General features: G+C 68.7%; 8 protein-coding genes. 6 read left to right on the plus strand and 2 right to left on the minus strand.

All coding sequences use genetic code 11. The features are described 5' to 3' along the window. Nucleotides 1-14: 14 nt before the first annotated feature. The 6 genes from WMF22_RS13785 to WMF22_RS13810 all read left to right on the plus strand — a co-directional run bounded on the left by WMF22_RS13785 (nucleotide 15) and on the right by WMF22_RS13810 (nucleotide 14,799). On the plus strand, nucleotides 15-8,615 hold the full coding sequence (locus tag WMF22_RS13785; RefSeq protein WP_438036032.1) for an amino acid adenylation domain-containing protein: 8,601 nt from the start codon (nucleotides 15-17) through the stop codon (nucleotides 8,613-8,615). A gap of 62 nt (nucleotides 8,616-8,677) precedes the next feature. Beyond that, nucleotides 8,678-9,661, plus strand: coding sequence for a TauD/TfdA family dioxygenase (locus tag WMF22_RS13790; RefSeq protein WP_438036033.1), 984 nt, complete (start codon nucleotides 8,678-8,680; stop codon nucleotides 9,659-9,661). Nucleotides 9,662-9,704: 43 nt separating this feature from the next. Then, entirely contained in the window at nucleotides 9,705-10,463 is a 759-nt protein-coding gene (locus tag WMF22_RS13795; protein WP_438036034.1) for a TraX family protein, read from the plus strand. Between the two features lie 217 nt (nucleotides 10,464-10,680). Continuing rightward, nucleotides 10,681-12,876, plus strand: coding sequence for a cation:proton antiporter domain-containing protein (locus WMF22_RS13800; RefSeq protein WP_438036035.1), 2,196 nt, complete (start codon nucleotides 10,681-10,683; stop codon nucleotides 12,874-12,876). Between the two features lie 4 nt (nucleotides 12,877-12,880). Next, nucleotides 12,881-13,750 carry a PTS sugar transporter subunit IIA gene (locus WMF22_RS13805; protein WP_437299551.1) on the plus strand — a complete coding sequence of 290 codons (870 nt, stop codon included), beginning with the start codon at nucleotides 12,881-12,883 and terminating at the stop codon, nucleotides 13,748-13,750. Between the two features lie 305 nt (nucleotides 13,751-14,055). Further along, on the plus strand, nucleotides 14,056-14,799 hold the full coding sequence (locus WMF22_RS13810) for an SAM-dependent methyltransferase (RefSeq protein ID WP_438036036.1): 744 nt from the start codon (nucleotides 14,056-14,058) through the stop codon (nucleotides 14,797-14,799). A gap of 179 nt (nucleotides 14,800-14,978) precedes the next feature. On the opposite strand, the gene WMF22_RS13815 is transcribed toward WMF22_RS13810, so the two are convergent. Then, nucleotides 14,979-16,121 carry a hypothetical protein gene (locus WMF22_RS13815; protein WP_438036037.1) on the minus strand — a complete coding sequence of 381 codons (1,143 nt, stop codon included), beginning with the start codon at nucleotides 16,119-16,121 and terminating at the stop codon, nucleotides 14,979-14,981. Between the two features lies 1 nt (nucleotide 16,122). After that, nucleotides 16,123-18,954, minus strand: coding sequence for a TonB-dependent receptor domain-containing protein (locus WMF22_RS13820; RefSeq protein ID WP_437299554.1), 2,832 nt, complete (start codon nucleotides 18,952-18,954; stop codon nucleotides 16,123-16,125). Nucleotides 18,955-18,958 lie beyond the last annotated feature (4 nt).

An 18,958-nucleotide genomic window follows, 5' to 3' on the forward strand; every position in this document is an offset into this window, starting at 1 on the left:
GTGCAGGTTGGTCCATGCGTAACAAGAAGAACGTAGAAGCGATCTATCCGCTCACTGCCTTGCAGCAGGGGCTCCTCTTTCATTCATTGGAGGCGCCCGCCGGCGGGGATCCCTATCTGATTCAGCTTTGTGTTCGGCTGCAGGGGCGCCTGGACAAGGACGCGTTCGTGCGCGCCTGGGCCAAGGTGGTGCGGCGGCACGAAGCGCTGAGGAGCGACATCGAGTGGCAGAAGACGAAGGAGCCGATCCAGATCGTCTACCGGGAGTCGCAGCCGACGCTCCGCACCCTCTCGTGGCGCGTCGGCGCGGATGAAATCCAGGGCAGGCTGACCTCGTTTCTGCGCGAAGAACGCGCGCGAGGGTTCGACGTTGCGCGCGCCGCGGACCTGCGGCTGACGTTGATCGATGTCGGTCCGGAGGACTTCTATTTCGTATGGGAGCACCACCACATCACGATGGATGGATGGAGCGTGGCCAACGTCCTCGCCGAGGTGCTCGCCCAGTACCGGGCGGAAGCTGCGGGGACGGTCGCGTCGCTTCCGAACGTACCTCCGTACCGAAGGTACGTTCACTGGCTGAAGGAGCGAGATCAAGAGGCGGCGGTCAGGTACTGGCGCGCCGTCCTCGCCGGATACGACAGTCCCGTGGAGTTCCCCGGGCGCCGGAGCCCGCGGCACGACGTCGAGCCTCGCTACGCCGAACAGCGAGCGCTCCTCGATCGCGCCGTGTCTGAACGGCTGCGGAGCGTGAGCCGCGAGTGGAAAGTGACGCTGAGCACGTACTTTCAAGCGGTCTGGGCGCTCGTCATCAAGGCGTACACGGGGAGCAACGACGTCGTTTTTGGCGCGGCCGTGTCAGGGCGACCCCCGGAGATCGTCGGTGTGGACGGCATGGTCGGGATGTTCATCAACACCTTGCCCGTCAGGGTGCGGATCGATCCGAGGGAGCAGGCCGCTGCCTGGGTGCGCCGGCTCCAGGCGCAGAGCGGCGAGCTCCGGCAGTTCGAGCACTCGACCCTGCCCAGGATCAACGCGCTCGGCGCGTTCGGCCGCGACAATCCGCTGTTCGAGTCGATCGTGGTGTTCGAGAACTACCCGGTGGACAACGTCGTCGGCGGCCTGCAAGGCGTGGACGTGCGCGTGTCGGTCTGTCGCCCGGAAGAGTCGTTGGACGGAGATGTCATCACATTCCGAGGCAGGAACAACTATCCGCTGTCCTTGGTGGTGCTGCCCGGGGAGCGGATCGAGGTCGCGGTTTCGTACCACTGCGACCGCGTGACGCACGAGGCCGCGCGGTCGATGCTGCGGCTCTTCGAGCGTCTGACGACAGAGCTGATGAGCCGGGCCGACGCTCCGCTGGTCACCATCGGACGAGCGCGGAGCGCGGACGGCGCTGATGCCAGCGTGCGAAGCGCGCCGATCGCCGCGCTCGAATGGTCCCGCGTCCATGAGCGGATCGCGCGGGAGGCGGAGCGGCGACCTCTGGCGCTGGCTGTCCAGTTCGAGCGGGAATCGCTGACCTACGGCGAGCTGGATCGGCGAGCCAGCAGGTTGTCGCGCTGGCTGCGAGCCAGGGGTATCGGGCCCGAGTCGCGTGTCGGCGTCTTGCTGCCGCGGAGCGCGGCGCTGGTGGTCGGCCTGGTCGGGGTGCTGAAGAGCGGCGCGGCGTATGTGCCGATGGACCTGAAGCTCCCGCAGGCGCGCCTCCGCGACATGATCGAGGACAGCGGAGCGCGGGTCGTCCTCGCGGACGCGGCCGGTCGAGAGGCGCTCGCAGGGCTGGATGTGGAGGTCGTCGCGCCGGACGCGCCGGACGTCGCTGGGGCGCCGGAGGCGACGCAGAGCCCCCCGGTGTCCCCGGACGGCGCGGCCTACGTGATCTACACGTCGGGCTCGACGGGGCGTCCGAAGGGCGTCGTCGTGACGCACCGAGGCGTGGCGAGCTACGTGCAGGCGTTGCTCGAACGGCTGGGGCTCGCGGAGGAGGCCGCCATGGCGATGGTCTCGACCGTCGCCGCGGATCTGGGCAACACGGTGCTGTTCGGGGCGCTGTGCTCCGGCCGCGCGCTGCACCTGCTCTCGGAAGAGCGGATCTTCGATCCGGACGCGATGGCGGAGTACATGCACGAGCACAAAGTGGATGTGCTGAAGATCGTGCCGAGCCATCTGAAGGGGCTGATGCAGGCGGCGCAGCCGGAGCGTGTATTGCCAAGGCAGGCGTTGATCCTGGGTGGAGAGGCGACCTCGTGGGAGCTCGTGGCGAAGGTCCAACATCACGGGAGCTGCCGGCTCATCAACCACTATGGTCCAACCGAGACGACGGTCGGGGTGCTGACGCATGAGCACAGGCCGGAGGGCGCGGCGCAGAGCGCGACGCTGCCGCTGGGCCGACCGCTGGCGAACAGCCGGGTCTATGTGCTCGACAGAGAGCTCGCGCTGGTGCCTGCCGGGGTCATCGGAGAGATCTACATCGGCGGGGCGGGGCTCGCGCGAGGGTACCTGAACCGCCCGGAGCTGACGGCGGAGCGGTTCGTCCCGGACCCGTATGGCGGCGATGGAGAGAGGTTGTATCGGACCGGAGACCGGGCACGGTATCTGGAAGACGGGAGCATCGAGTTCCTGGGCCGCATCGACGAGCAGGTGAAGGTGCGTGGTTATCGCATCGAGCTGGGCGAGGTGCGCGCGGAGCTCATGGGCATGAACGACGTCGCCGACGCCCACGTCCTCGTGCACGAGGGTCAAGCCGGCAACGCGCGGCTCGTGGCGTACGTGATCGGCAAGAATGGATACCGCGACGGGGACGCGATCCAGGCGGGGCTTCGGCGGCGCCTCCCGGAATACATGGTCCCGACCGACTTCGTCTGGCTCGAGACCTTCCCGCTGACGGCGAACGGCAAGCTCGACCGCAGGGCGCTTCCGGAGCCGGGGAGGACGGTGAAGGCAGAGGGCGCCCTGCCGCGGACAGAGGTGGAGGAGAAGCTCGTCCAGATCTGGCGTGACGTGTTGAACGTCGAGCGCGTCGGAATTCACGACAGCTTCTTCAAGCTGGGTGGAGACTCGATCCTCACGCTGCAGGTGGTCGCGCGCGCGAGGAAGGTCGGCATCAAGCTCACGCCGAAGCAGATGTTCGCCCACCCGACGATCGCGGAGATGGCGAGCGTCGCGGCGCGCATCGTGACAGCTCGGGAGCCCGCGGCCGAGCTCGTGAAGGGGGATGTGCCGCTCACGCCCGTCCAGCGGTGGTTCTTCGAGCAGCGGTTTCCGGACGCGAACCACTGGAACCAGTGCGCTCTGTTCGAGCTGACCGAGCGGCTGGACATGGTTGCGCTCGAGAAGGCGCTTCAGGCCGTCGTGCGGCATCATGACGCGTTGAGGCTCCGCTTCCAGGAGGACGGAGAGCAACGGAGGCAGCGATACCACGAAGGCGCGACGCCCAGCGCGGCGCGACGCGTCGATCTGAGCCGGGAGACGGACATCCACGGAGCGATTGCGCGCGTCGCGGGTGACGCGCAGCGCAGCCTGAACCTGGAGTCAGGTCCTCTCCTGCGGGCCGTCTACATGGACCTCGGAGGCGAACGGCCGGGGCGGCTTCTCCTGGTGATTCACCACCTGGTGGTCGACGGGGTGTCGTGGCGCATCCTCCTCGAGGATCTCCTGGTGGCGTACCGTCAGGTGAAGGGCGGCGCGCCGCTCGTCTTGCCCTCGAAGACCAGCTCGTTCAAGCAGTGGTCAGAGGCGCTTCGGGAGTACGCCCAGAGCGAGACCATCCGGCGAGAGCTCGACTACTGGAGGAGCGTCGCCTGCGCCCCCGCGCGCAGCCTACCAGCGGCGAACCCGCACGGAAAGAACACCGTGGCATCGGCGAGGTCGATGAGCGCCGAGCTCTCCGAATCCGAGACAGCTCAGCTGCTGTCCAGGGCTCCGAGGGCCTATCGCACGCACATCAACGATCTGCTGCTGACTGCGCTGGCGCATGCCCTGTGCGAATGGTCCGAGGGGGAGAGCGCGCTCGTCGAGCTGGAAGGGCACGGCAGGGAGGACCTCTTCGAGGGCGTGGACGTCACGCGCACAGTCGGTTGGTTCACGACGCTGTACCCGGTGAGATTGACCCCGGACAGGCGAGATCTTGGCGCGTCGATCAAGTCGGTCAAGGAACAGCTCAGGGCCATCCCGAACAAGGGGTTGGGCTACGGTGTGTGCCGTTACCTGAACGATCAGGGGAAGGCGTTGCTGGAGGGCGCCCGTCCCCAGATCACCTTCAACTACCTCGGGCAATTCGATCAGCTGTTCACGGACGGCGGGCTGTTCAAGGTCGCGAGCGAGTCGCCGGGCGCATCGCGCGGGCCCGACGGCGCCCGGCGCGCGTGGCTGGACGTCGACGCGCTGATCCATGGTGGGCGCCTCAAGGTCGACCTCGGCTACAGCGCGGAGATCCATGACGAGACGCAGGCGAGAGCGCTCCTGGACGCGTACCTGCGCCACCTGCGTGCTGTGATAGCGCATTGCTCGAGGGGCGACGTCGGGAGCGCCACACCCTCGGACTTCCCGCTGTTGCGGATGTCACAAGAGGTCATCGACTCGCTGGCGCTGGATTACCGCGACGTAGAGGACATCTACCCGATGACCCCGATGCAGCAGGGGCTCTGGATGCACTCGATCCTGAGCGCCGGGTCCGGCATCTACCACATGCAGAACGTGTACCGGGTGAAGCAGCCTGTCGACACAGCGGCCTTTCAGGAGGCGTGGAGGCGCGTCGTCCAGAGGCACCCGATCTTGCGCACGGCGTTCCTGTTCCACGACGACGTGGGTCCGATCCAGGTCGTCCACGAGGACCCGGGATCCGTCTGTGAGTGCATGGACTGGACGGATATCGGGGAGGAGGCGCAGCGGGCGGCGCTCGACGCCCTGCAGAAGGAAGAGCTGAGACGAGGTTTTGATCTGTCGAAGCCCAGGTCGTTCACGACCCGCCTGATCCGATGCAGCGCCGAGGAGAGCTATTTCATGAGCAGTTACCATCACATCCTGATGGATGCATGGTGCGGCTCGCTCGTGCTGCGCGACTTCTTCGCTTATTATCATGCGCTCGTCCTCGGTCGAGAGCCGGAGCTGCCGGGCGTGCCGCCGTTCAAGACCTATGTCGCCTGGCTTTCGCGGCAGAGCGTCGACGAGGCGCGCGCGTTCTGGAGAAGGGATCTGGAGGGGTTCCGGTTTCCCACGCCGATCGGCTCCGCGGCCATCTCGGACGACGGTGGTCTCGCGAACCATCGTGTGGATGACGTCTACGAGTATTTGTCGGAGGATGCGACGGGTCGGCTCGATGCGCTGGCGAAGCGCCTCGAGCTCACGCCGAACACCATCACCCAGGCAGCGTGGGCGCTCGTGCTCGCGCGCCATTCAGGCCTGGATGACGTCGTCTTCGGGGTGACGGTCGCCGGGCGCCCGGTGGAGATCAAGGACGCCGAGTCCATCCTCGGCCTGTTCATCCAGAGCATTCCGCTTCGCGTCGGTGTGGACAGGACGAAGCGAGCGTCCGCCTGGATCCGCGAGATATTCGAGAAGAACGTACAGATTCGACAGTACGAGCACCTGGCGTTGACCGAGATCCGTCAGTGCAGCGAGGTCCGTGGAAAGTCGTTGTTTCACAGCCTGTTCGTGTTCGAGAACGCGCCGTTCGACGAGGCCGTGGTCGAGAAGGGGGCGCTCTTCGGAGCGGAGAACCTCAGCAACAGGACGCACACCAACTACCCGATGACGGTGGTCTTGTATCCGGGGAAACGCCTCGGCCTCCACCTCTCGTACAACAGCCAGATCTTCGGCAGGGACGAGGCCGAGATGCTGCTGCGGCACTTCCGCGTGGCGCTCGAGGAGCTGATCCACGGAGAAGACAAGCGGCTGGGGAGCATCTCGATCCTCGACGAGCAGGAGCGGGAGATGCTGGAGAACATCAACCGCACGCGGGCCGACCGATCGGCGACGACGAGCTACGTCGAGCTCTTCGAGCGCCAGGTGAGGTCGTTTCCTGAGCGGATCGTGGCGACGTGCGGCCAGCGGTCGTGGAGCTATGCCGAGCTGAACGCGCGCAGCAACCGCGTCGGGCACGCGTTGATCGAGCTGGGGGTCGGGCTGGATGACGTTGTCGCGGTCCTGGACGAGCGTGGGCTGGAGCTCCTCGGCATGGTGCTCGGGACGTTCAAGGCCGGAGCGGGGTATCTCCCGCTGGACCCGCGGCACCCAGCGCAGCGCGTCGCGGAGATCGTGAAGCTGAGCCGGCCGCGCGTGATCATCAGCCGGGAGTCGCTCCGGCCGTTCCTCCAGGGGGTCTTGCAGCTGGTTCCGGAGGGCGAGCGGGCGGAGCTCCTCCTCGTGGAGTCGCTCTCGCGGCGCGAGGTCCCGGAGACGAATCCGGGGATCCATGGCGGTCCGAGGAACCTCTCGTACGTCATCTACACATCGGGGTCGACCGGAACGCCGAAGGGCGTGATGGTCGAGCAGCGAGGCATGCTGAACAACCAGCTGAGCAAGGTGCCCTACCTGGGGCTGACGGAGGGCGACGTCATCGCGCAGACGGCCTCTCAATGTTTTGACATCTCGGTGTGGCAGCTCCTGACCGCGCCTCTCTGCGGTGCCGTGGTCGACATCGTTACCGACGAGATCGCGCATGATCCGATCGCGCTGTTCGACCACGCCGCAGAGCGGGGGATCACGGTCCTCGAGAGCGTCCCCAGCCTGGTGTCGAGCGCGCTGGCGAGCGGGAGGCTGCCGCCGGCGGACCGGCTGCGGCTGCGCTGGCTGCTGCCGACGGGCGAGGCGCTGCCCGCGGACGTCGCGCAGCGGTGGCTGGCGCACTATCCGCAGGTCCCTTTGATCAACGCCTACGGTCCCGCCGAGTGCTCGGACGATGTCTCCCTGTACACCGTGCGCGACGTGCGTCAGTTGCCCGCCGCGCGGGGTGGCTACGTCCCCATCGGCCTGCCCGTGGACAACACCCAGCTCTATATCGTCGATCAGAACCTCGACCTCGTGGCGACGGGCGTGACGGGAGAGCTCTGCGTCGGCGGCGTCGGCGTGGGGCGCGGATACGTCCGTGACCCGGCGAAGACGGCCGAGGCGTACGTCCCGAGCCCGTTCGCGGACGCGCCTGGAGAGCGGCTGTACCGAACCGGCGATCTGGCGAGATATCGCCCTGATGGAGTCATCGAGTACGTCGGCCGCCTCGACCACCAGGTCAAGGTTCGTGGCTACCGGATCGAGCTCGGCGAGATCGAGGCGCGGCTGCTGGCGCAGCCGGGGGTGAGCGCGGCGGTGGTGGTCGCGCGGGAGGACGCGCCGGGAGACAGGCGGCTCGTAGCGTACGTGGTTCCGGCGCGGGAAGGGCTGGACGCCGCGGGGGTCGAGGAGCAGGGGAGCTTCCGTGACGAGCTCCGCGCGGGCCTGAAGTCGGTGCTTCCGGACTACATGGTGCCTTCGATGTTGATGCTGCTCGGCTCGCTTCCATTGTCGGCGAACGGCAAGGTGGATCGCAGGGCGCTGCCGGCGCCCGAGGGGGGGCAGCTTCAGAGGAGCTATGTCGGACCGAGGAACGACATCGAGCAGAAGGTGGCGGAGATCTGGTCCGACGTGCTGGGCGTCCCGCGCGTGGGTATCCATGATAACTTCTTCGAGCTGGGGGGCCACTCCCTGTCGGCCGTGCGCATGACCCAGGCGCTAGGTCGCGCGCTGAAGCGTCATGTGCCTCTTGCGCTGGCGTTCCAGTCCCAGACCGTCGCCGAGCTGGCGGAGGCGCTCGCCGGGCAGCAACGGTCAGACACGCTGAACACGCTGGTCGCCATGGGAGGTGGCGGGAGCCGGAGCCCGCTGTACTGCTTGCACGCCGGCGGCGGGCACGTGCTCCACTACAGGCCCCTGGCGCTGCAGCTGCAAGGCGAGCGGCCCATCTACGGAGTCCAGTCGAGATCGTTCTATCTCGAGGGGTGGGTCGACGACTCCATCGGCTCGATGGCGGAGCACTACGTCGATGAGATCGAGAGGAGCCGGCGCGGCGGCGCCGTCAACCTGCTCGGGTACTCGCTCGGTGGGGTGATCGCGATCGAGGTGGCGCGGGTGTGCGAGCGGAGAGGCCTCGACGTTGGGTTCGTCGGCCTGGTCGACCCCACGGGTCTTCTGGATGAGGACGACCGGACGAGCGGCGCTCCGGAGGACCTCGTGGGCTCCGAGCATCAGCAGATCCTGTCCGGCTGGATCGAGCGATCGCTCCTGCGGGCGAAGTGGGAGCGTCTCTGGGAGGTCGCGGGCCAGGGGACCCGCGGGCGTATACTCCGCTCTTTCATCGAGCGTGGTCTGGCGGAGAAGAAGCTCGATCTCATCGAGGAGCGCGAGCTGTTCGACTCCGCCAGTACTCAGCTGCTGATGGATGGATATCACCTGAGGCCGATCTCCTCCGATGTGCACGTCTGGTGGGCGAGCGCGTCGCTCGAGCGGCGCGGGAGCGGGGTGAACGTGCGCGATCTCGAGTCGAAGCTGCGTCTGGCTTCGTCGGTGGTGCTCGAGGGGGATCACGCGAGCATCATCCTCGATGACCGCCTGCGCGACGGGGTCCGCCGCTCGGTGAGCGGCTAGGGCGGAGTCAATCTACGGGAGAATGAGCGTCGATGAATGTTTCATCATTGCCTGAATGGACGTTGAGCCCGGTAAACCACGTGGCGCCGGGCCCAGGGGTTTCGCTTCCCTACCTCGTGCAGCCGGAGCGCGACGGGGGGGATCTCGTCGATTGGCTCGCGCTCCACCGGGCGAGCGTCGACAGCGCGCTCGTGGAGCATGGGGCCGTCCTGCTGAGGGGCTTCCGCGTACCCGACGAGGCGGCCTTCCAGCGTGCGGCGGGCGCGCTCTGCGGGGCCCTCGAGCCCCGCTACGGCGATCTCGTGAAGCGCCGTAGCGCCGAGTTCGTCTACGATGCGACCGTGTACCCGAAGGACCGAGCGATCCTGTTTCATCACGAGGGCGCGCACACCCCGAGGCTGCCCTCGCGGCAGCTCTTCTTCTGTGGGCGCGCCGATTTCACCGGAGGGGAGACCCCCATCGTCGACAGCCGGAAGGTCTACCGCGCCCTCGATCCCGACCTCGTGCGTCTCTTCGAGCGGAAGGGCCTTCTGTACGTGCGCAATTTCATCCGGGGCGTCGATGTGCGCTGGCAGGATTTCTTCCGCACCGAGGATCGCGCCGCTGTCGAACAGCAATGCAGGGAGCAAGGGGTCGAGTGGAAGTGGAAGAAGGACGGGACGCTGGGCATCGCGACGCGCGCGCCTGCGGCGATACGTCACCCATCGACCGGAGAGCGGAGCTTCTGCAATCAGGTGCTCCTGCACCACGTGTCCTGCCTCGATGCAAGGACCGCCTCGGCGCTTCGAGCGGTCCTCGCGCCAGGGGACCTGCCTCGGAACGTCTGCTTCGGCGACGGCAGCCCTATTCCGGACGAGATGATCGCCGAGGTCCTGAAGGTGACCGTGAAGACCGCGGTCCGCTTCACATGGCGGCTCGGGGATATCGCGCTCCTGGACAACCTGGCCGTGGCTCACGCCAGGAGCCCGTTCGAGGGAGACCGCCAGATCCTGGTGGCGGTCGGGGATGTCGTCTCACAGGCGTCCCTGCTGCGCGCTCAGGCATGAGGACGGCGCCCGAGGAGCGGTCGCCGGCGCAGGGAGAAGCGACATGAAGACAGCGCGACCGCCCTCTTCGTTGTGTCTGCCGCGCCTCGACGGTCGTGCGCTGGACTTCGTCAAGATCTGTGCGGCGCTCTGCATGGTCGTCGACCATGTGAACACGTTGCTGCTCGATTATGGAAGCACGGTCATGTTCCTGATCGGCCGCGCTTCCTTCCCGCTGTTCTGTTATGCCTCCGCCGTCGCGGTCATCCGCGCGGGCGGCGACGGGCTTCGCCAGGCGGGGAGCCTGCTCCTCCTCGCCGCGTTCACGGAGCCGATCTCGCAGGTCGCGCGGCACCAGAATGACATGGTGAATGTCGTCTTCACGCTGGCCGCCGGGTGCGCCGTCGCCACCTTTCTGCCGCGCCTCGCGCCCGTCTGGCGCAACGTGATCGTCGCCCTTGTTCCCCTCACGGTGTGGATGCCCACGACGCTTGAATTCGGCCTCGCAGGCGTCTGCCTGCCCGCCGTCCTCGTGCTGGCGTTGAAGGGCGAGCGCGGCGCCTGGCCGCTCCTTTTCGTCCTGCTGGCCTCGATCAACCTTTACCCTCTCGAGGCGAGGATCCGAGAAGACGGCGCTGGCGGGGCGGTGCAAGCCACCGTTCTGTATTTCCTCGCTGCCACTTTCCTGCCTTGGGTTCTCCTGCAGGCGGGGCGGCGCCTCAAGAACGACCATCGTCTTTTGCACAGGCATGCCCTGCAGATTTTCTATCCAGGGCACATGCTGGTGCTCTGGATCCTCGAGCTCCTGGGCGCTTCCGTGTGATCTCAACGTCCGCGCCGAGGGGCAGCTCGGCCGGAGTCACAACGGGTGGCCAGAACACCCAGGAATACGCACAGGATGCCGCGCAGGCGCACACCGGATGCGCCGCGATCAACGGGCGAGCTCGGCCGTTTGACGCTGCGCATCCTTTTCTTGACAGTCGAGACAGCCCGTTGGTAAGCGATAACTTAACACTTACCACCAGGAGGGAGCGCTCCGCATGGAGATCCTGATCCACAACCCGCTGAGCCGCTTCCTCATCCAGGCGTTCTTGATCATCGCCTGCGCGCGGCTCGTGGGCCTGGTGGCCCGTCGGATGGAGCAGCCGATGGTCATCGCCGAGGTGACGGCGGGCATCCTGCTCGGCCCGTCGCTGTTCGGCTGGCTCTTCCCCGATACGTCGGCGCTCCTGTTCGCAAACGAGTCGCTGCCGCTCCTGAAGCTGGTGAGCGAGGTCGGCCTCATCGTCTTCATGTTCCTCATCGGGCTGGAGCTCGACCCGAAGCTGTTGCGCGGGCGCGGCCACGCCTCGGTCATCATCAGCCACACGAGCATCGTCGTGCCGTTCGCGCTGGGCGGGCTCCTCGCGCTCTACCTGTACCCCCGGCTCTCCGACAGCTCCGTCCCGTTCTCGTCGTTCACGCTGTTCATGGGCGTGGCCATGAGCATCACGGCGTTCCCGGTGCTCGCGCGCATCCTCACGGAGCGGCGCCTGCTGCGCACGAAGGTCGGCGCCCTCACCATCACGTGCGCCGCCGTCGACGACGTGACCGCCTGGTGCATCCTCGCGTTCGTCGTCTCGATCGCGCGCGCCACGGGGCTCGTGGGCGCCGTCTGGACCACCGTCTTCGCCGTCGCCTACATCGCCGGCATGCTGCTCGTGGTCCGGCCCTTCCTCGTCCGGCTCGGCGAGCGCGGCTCCAGCAAGGAAGGGCTCTCGCAGGACCTCGTCGCCGTCACGCTCCTCCTGCTCATCGTGTCGAGCTGGATGACCGAGATGATCGGCATCCACCCGCTGTTCGGGGCCTTCATGCTCGGCGCGATCATGCCGAAGGGCACCGGCTTCGCGCAGAGCCTCGCCGAGAAGCTCGAGGACTTCGCGGTGGTCTTCCTGCTCCCGCTGTTCTTCGCCTACAGCGGCCTGCGCACCCACATCGGGCTGCTCAACTCGGCCGACGGCTGGATGATGTGCGGCCTCATCATCCTTGTCGCCTGCCTCGGCAAGTTCGGCGGCAGCGCCGTGGCCGCCCGCTTCACCGGCCAGAGCTGGCGGGAGGCCAGCGCGCTCGGCATCCTCATGAACACCCGCGGCCTGATGGAGCTCATCGTCCTGAACCTCGGGCTCGATCTGGGCATCATCTCGCCCAAGCTGTTCACGATGATGGTGCTCATGGCGCTGGTCACCACCTTCATGACCACGCCGCTCCTGCGCTGGATCTACCCGCCGGAGGAGCTCGCCAAGGAGCTCGCCGACGTGCCGGAGCGGACGCCTCTGCCCACGGCAGCCGAGGTGTTCACCGTGCTCATGTGCGTCTCCTACGAGCGCTCCGGCCCCGGCATGGTGACGCTCGCGAGCGCCCTCGCCGGCACGGGCCCCGACGCGAGGCGCCTCTACGCGCTGCGCCTCATCCCGCCGACCGATCGCGGCTCGTTCTACCTCGACCAGGGGCCCGAGCGGCACGGGGCGGCCGCGCTCGCGCCGCTCCTGTCGCGGGCCAAGGAGCTGGGCGCCGAGGTCCGGCCGCTCTCCTTCGTCTCGCCCAAGCCGAGCCACGACATCTGCAACGTCGCCGACGTGAAGCAGGCCGACCTCGTGCTGGTCGGCTGGCACAAGCCGCTCCTCAGCCAGACCGTGCTCGGCGGCACCGTCTACGAGGTCATGCGCGGCGCCCACACCGACGTCGGCGTGCTCATCGATCGCGGGCTCGCCGCGGTCCGCAAGCTGCTCGTGCCCTTCCACGGCACGTTGCACGACAGGGCGGCGCTCTCGCTCGCCCGCCGGCTCGCGCAGCAGGTCGGCGCCGACGTCACCATCCTCCACGTGGTCAAGCCGGAGCGCAGGTCCGACGACACGCTCGGCGCGCAGCGGACGGTCGACGAGGTGTTCGAGGGCGAGGAGGGCGGCGCGCTGCAGAAGTCCAAGGTGCTTCTCAAGGTGGTGGAGCACGACTCCCCGGCGGACGCGGCCCTCGAGGAGGCGAAGCGCGGCTACGATCTCGTCCTCGTCGGCGTCGGTCCCGAGTGGGGCCTCGCGCAGCGTCGGTTCGGCATCCGCGCCGAGCACATCATCCAGGGGTGCCCGACCTCGCTGCTCGTCGTGCGCCACCACGAGCCCGCCGCCGTGTCCGCCCCGGCCACGGCGCCCGTCCCGAAGGTCCTCCCGGCCGCCCTCGCGGTCGAGCCCGATCGTTCCTGATCCCATGCCGGCTACCTCCGACGCCGAGAGCGCCGCGCGCGCGCGTTCGCTCGCCGAGTTCGGTGCCGCGCTGCGGCTCCTCCGCGTCGAGGCCGGCCTGAGCCTCCGCACGCTCGCGCAACGCATCGGCGTCTCCAGCGCCTACCTGAGCCGCGTCGAGCATGGGCACGACGCCATCCCCACGCCCGACCGGCTCACGGCGATCGCGGGCGCGCTCGAGCTCCCGCCGGCGGTGCTCCTCGAGCTCGGCCACCAGGTCGAGCCGCTCGTCTCCCGCTACCTCGACCGCGTCCCGTCGGCGAAGGCGCTCTGCGTGGAGCTCGCGCGGCGCAACCTCAGCGGCCCGCAGCTCGCGCGCATCAAGGCGTTCATCGACGCCGAGTTCCCGGCGAGCGCGGCCTTCGGGGGGCGGCCCCCGCGGCGGCTCTGCGAGCTGCTCACGCCCGAGCGCGTCGTGCTGCACCTCTCGTGCGCGGACATCGAGGACGTCATCGACGTCGCGGCGTCCCGGCTCGCGCCCCCCGGCGGCCCGATCTCGGCGAGCGCGCTCGCCCAGGAGATCCTGCGGCGCGAGCGCGAGTCGTCCACGGCGCTCGGCAACGGCGTCGCGGTCCCGCACGCGATCGTCCCCGGCGCGAGCCTTTCGGCCGCGCTCGCGACGCTGGCCGAGCCGCTCGCGGTGCCGACGCCGGGCGGGGCGCCGCTCCGGTTGTTCGTTGTCCTCGTCTGCGCCGAGGGGGGCCGCGCGCACCTCGAGCTGCTCGCCCAGGCGGCCAGGCTCGCCAGGCTCGGGGCCGCCGATGCGCTGTGTGCCGCGCGCGACCCCGCGCAGCTCATCGACCAGCTCGCGCAGATCGAAGCGGGCTGCGGCTGAAGATGTCGCTCATCGAAGGGCCGTGCGGACGCTGAAGCGGAACGCGGAGACGCGGGCAGGGGTTGAGCGGGGAGCGCCTGCGGATGACGGGCTTCCCATTTCCTCGGCGGTGTGGCAGCATCCCTTCATGAAAATGATTCTCAATTTCAAGTGTTCCGCCTCCCCTCATTGAAGAGCGCCTTCGTGCGTGGGGCTGAGCCGTGACTGGGGAGGAACCCCCGAAGGCATCTCCCCGTGAATCATTCTGGGCCAATTCGACCGGTGCGCACCTCCGACCGGCGCCACAGAGGTATTTAGGATATCCCATGAACTTCAATCCGGACACCAGAGCGAAGCTCCAGATCGCCGTCAACAACTACAAGATGTTCGGTGCGTGGAAGACGATCAAAGACGTAACGGCATATCTCCTGGCAAATGGCGCGACGGACGACTTCGACCGGAGATATGGAGTTACGACATCTGGCTCGGTGGAGGCGAGGGACGCGGGCATCACCGATGAGAACGTCCTGACGAACGCGATCAGGTACGTGCCCATACCAGAGCCAGTGATGCGGCACATCCTTCGAACCGTCACGAAGGAGCTGAACCCCGGCGAGTTCTCGTTCGTCGACCTGGGTTGTGGCTGGGGACGTGCGGTCCTTATCGCGTCGTGGTTCCCCTTCAAGGAGATCATCGGGGTCGAAGTGTCCCCGGCCCATTGCGAGATCGCGAACAGAAATATCGGCCAGTATCTGGAGAGTCGCGCGGGGGACAGGGCGACAAAGTGCAGGTCCATCCGGGTGAGCCACGCCAACGCGCTTGATTTCGAGTTTCCTGACAGCAATTTGCTGATCTATATGTTCCGTCCGTTCAGCGGTTCCCTTTTTCGCGGCGTCCTGGACAAGCTGCACCAGTTCCGCGTCAAGACGGGTCGGCAGGTCCTGGTGGTCCTCTGCTGCCCGACCGAAGAGCGCCTGCTGGAAGAGCATCCTGCGTTCGTGAGGCGCAGCGAGCACCAGGTGGTGTCGCCCGAGTACTCCTGGAACCTGTGGGCATGTGACGCACGCTGAGCGTGCCCGGCAGGGAGACGCAGACAGGATACGGAAGACGAAAGACCGACACGCCCCGGCTCGCGCCCATCGCGACGCGGCGGCTCTTGAGCCGGAGCGCCCGGAAGAAGCCCGCCGAGGCGTCGAGCGGCGTCTCGACCGGCGGCGGCGCGCCGGAAGAAGAGGATCCGGTCGATCCCTCACTCGGTGACGCGGATGAGGCGCTGCACCACGGACGAGCCGCCGCGCGCGTCGCGCAGGACCGCGGTGATCGTGGCGACGCCCGGCTCGGCGGGCGGGATCCACCTCACGGCGTGATCGCCGACGTACCCCTCGTTCGCGTCGCTCACGAGCTTGATGCTCCCGTCGAGATCGCCCAGATCGGCGAAGTAGTCGACCCAGACGATCTCCTTCAGCGCCTGGTGCTGCGCGCTGGGATCGCCCTCCGCCACCGTGGCGGGGTCGACGATCGCGTCGAGCTCGTAGGCGTCGCACTCGACGAACGGATCCTCCGCGCTGCAGCCGGCCTCGCGCCGCGCCTCCGCGCTCACGCGGCAGCGCTGGACGGTGGGGATGCCGGCGAAGTCCTCCGGCAGGGGCTCGCCGTCGAGCGTGAGCCCCTGCAGCTCCGGGTTCGCGTTCTCGCGACCCCCCTCGAAGGCGTAGATCTGCGTGTAGCCGGGCACGAAGCTGTCCGGGCCGAGCCGGCGCCCGCCGCTGAAGCAGGCGGCGGGGAACGTCCCGGCGCGGCCGGTGCCCTGGTCCTCCACGAGACCGAGCTCCCCGGTGCAGGCGACGAAGAAGACGAACGCGCTCCCGGAGGCCGGACCCCCGGTGGCGGGTGGCTTGCGGCCGGTGAGGATGTCGTCGCTGATCGTGATCGTGTACGTGTCCCCGAAGCCGGGGCGCACGCCGTTGAGGTCGGGCAGCGGGACCGTCGGATCGCCTCGCTCCACCCACGCCTCGATCTCGGAGGCGATGCCCTCGAGCTGCGCGTAGCAGCCGTAGTAGTCGTCCCCGACGGGGTTCTCGCACCCGCCGAACCAGTAGACCGAGACGGGGCGCGACCCGTCCTCGGGGCCGCCCAGCCCGTCCTGGTAGTGGATCCGGAAGGTGACCTGGTCGCCGGGGTTGGCGTACGGTTTGTCGGCGACCACCGCGAAGACGCGGAGCCCGCTCACGAGGCTCGGCGGATCGAAGCCCGCGACGCACCCCGACGCGATCGCCGGCGACGCGATCGCCGCGAGCGCGAGCGTCCCCAGCACCGCGCGCCGCCACCGGCGCCCGCGGCGCTCGGGACGCTCGCGCTTCGCCGCGCCGTTCATCGCCTGCGCCCCGCGCATCTCAGAACTCTCCTCGCATCCCGAAGCTCGGCAGGATGGGCAGCCCGGTGACGTACTGTCGGGCTGTGTAGTTGTAATTGTACTGAATCGCTTCGCTGTTCGCGTTGTTGTAGACGTTCTGCACGTCGAGGTAGGCCGAGAGCCGCCAGGTCTTGAACTTCCAGGTCTTGTCCAGGCGCAGATCGAGCTGGTGGAACGGCGGGAGCCGCTCGCTGCTCGGGCCGGAGAACGGGATGGGCGTATACGTCCCGGTGGGCGCGTAGAAGAGCGCGTTGGTGCGGTACGGGTCGCAGCTCTGCTCGTTGACGTTGCACACGTTGGGCGTGACAAGGTTGCCGGAGACGAGGCGGAACCGGGCGCCGAACTCCCAGCCGTCGCCCAGGCGGTAGCTGCCGAGCACCGTCAGGATGTGGGTCTGATCGAACGGGACGAGCCGCTCCGGCTCGCCGGGCTCCGGCACCCGCGTGCTGCGGGACAGCGTGTACGCGGCCCAGCCGAAGAAGCGATCGTCGGGCTTGTACTTGAGCAGGAACTCGCCGCCGATGACCCTGCCCGAGCCGACGTTCTGGTAGTCGAGCTGGATCGACCCGGGCCGGTTCACGCCGACGACGAGCTCGTCGAGCTGCTTGTAGAACCCCTCCGCCGACGCCTCGATGTGCCGGGTCAGCTCCTGCTCGACGCCGGCCGCGTAGTGCAGCGCTCGGGTCGACTTCAGGCCGGGGTTGCCGAGCGGCGGGATCACCTCCTGGAACTGCGGCGGCTGATGGAACACCCCGAGGCCGCCCTTCACCGTGGTCCGCGGGAACCCGGGGACGACGTCGAAGCGCCCGTTCACGCGCGGGCTCACGGTGGCCTGCTTGTTCAGGTCCTGGTAGTCGAGGCGCAGGCCCGGGACGATCTTCGCCCGGGGGGTCGGGGCGAGCTCGAGCTCGGCGTACGCCGCGGGGTAGAAGAACTCGCCGTCGCGCGAGACCTCCTGGAGGGTGCGCGTCGAGAACGGCTGGTTCGGCGGCTCGCCGGGGCGGTTCGGCCCGGGGGCGCGGAGGTTCACGGCGTAGAGGCCGGCGAAGACGTCGAGCCCCGCGTTGAAGACCGTGCCCTTCGAGATGCGCCGCGCGTACTCGAGGCGGCCGGAGATCGTCTTGAGATCGAGCTGGAAGTAGATCGGCCCGATCCCGAAATCGGCGTCGTCGCGCGCGATCGCGAGCACGCCGTCGAGCCGGTCCTTGTCGGTGAGCTCGTGATCGTAGCGCAGCTGGAGCCGCTGAAACGCCGTGTGCAGCCCGACGTTGCCGGAGAGGGCCGGCTCGTTGGGCGCCGGGTCGCTGAGCAGCAGCTCGAGGGCGTCGTCGGAGCCGAAGAACGTGAGGCGGAGCCGCGCGGAGGGCGTGGGCTCGGTCTCGAGGAGGACCTGGTAGTCGTAATAGACCGGCGCCTGCGTGACGCCTGCGCCCGCGGCCTCGAGCACGGGGCCGAACGACTCGCCGATGTAGCTCCGCCGTCCTGCCACCATGAAGCGGGTGTTCTCGAGGAACGGCACGGGGCCCTCGAGCAGGACGCGCGCGTCGATGAGGTCCATCTGCGCGAGGCCGTGGAGCTTGCCGTCCTCCTTGGGCGAGCGGAGGGCGACGTCGACGATGCCGCCCTGCACCCGGCCGTACTTGGCGCTGAAGTTGCCGGGGTAGAAGTCGATCCGATCCAGCATCTCGGTCGGCACGACCGAGGAGAGGCCGCCGAAGTGGTAGATGAGCGGCACCTGCGTGCCGTCGACGAAGGTCTGCGTGTCCTGCGGGCCGGAGCCGCGGACGATGAGCAGCCCCGCGATGCTGGGCGGGCGGGCGACGCCCGGCAGGTTCTGCAGAGAGCGCAGGGCGTCGCCGTTCGTGCCGGGGATGCGGTTGATCTCGCGCTGCTCGATCGTGCGCTTCGTCACCTCGCGCGGCGGCCGCTTGCCGCGGACCGTGACCTCGAGGCCGTCTCCTTGCGGCAGGAGCCGGTACTTCACCTCGAGCTGCTCCCCGGGGGCGAGCGCCTCCTCGACGGAGAGCGGCTCGAAGCCGGGCGCCGCGATGGTGACCTGGTAGCGCCCCGGCGGCAGCGCGGCGAAGGCGAAGGCGCCGCCCTCGTCGGTCGTGAGCTCCGGCGGCGCGGCGGGCGTCGCTGCGCCCGCGCCCGCGACGCGCGCGACCGAGACGGTGGCGCCGGCGAGCGGGACGTCGCCCCCGCTGGCGAGCACGGCGCCGCGGAGGCTCTCGGCGGGCCTCGCGGGCTCGCCGGCGGCCGGCGGCGGCGAGGCCGTCTTCAGGGTGAACGAGTAGCGGTACAGGATGCGGGCCGGGGCGGGGGTCCCGTCCGCGCGGCGGGCGGGCTCGAACTCGAGCTTCTGGGCCGCGGCCAGCGCCGACTCATCGAACCCGTGCCCCGCGCTCTCGACGACGACGGCGTGCTTCACGCGCCCGTCGCGGTCGATGTCGAGCTGCAGGGTGACCGACGCTTCGCGCCCCTGCTTCTCGGCCTCCGGCGGGTACTCCGGGGGCGTGTAGTTGAGCGCCCGCGGCGGCGTCGCCTTCCCCGCCGGCGCGGCCGTGGAGGCAGGCGGCGTGACGATCGCGCCGCCCGCGCCTCGGGGCACGGCCGCCCCGCCCTCGGGCGCCTGCGGCGCCGCCTGCCCCTCCTGGCCTTGCTGCTGCGCCTGCGCCAGGCCGGGGGAGAGGGCGGCGAGCAGCGAGAGGAGCGCCGCGGCGGCCGGCCTGCGGTGGCTTCGCGCGCGCGGGCGCCGGCGCGCGCGCCGGTCATCGATGCGGAGGGAAGCGGCGGGCTCCTGCGTTGTCACGACG

Origin of the sequence: Sorangium sp. So ce204, from assembly GCF_051526795.1 — a bacterium.
In the GTDB taxonomy this organism is placed as follows: Bacteria; Myxococcota_A; Polyangia; order Polyangiales; family Polyangiaceae; genus Sorangium; species Sorangium cellulosum_B.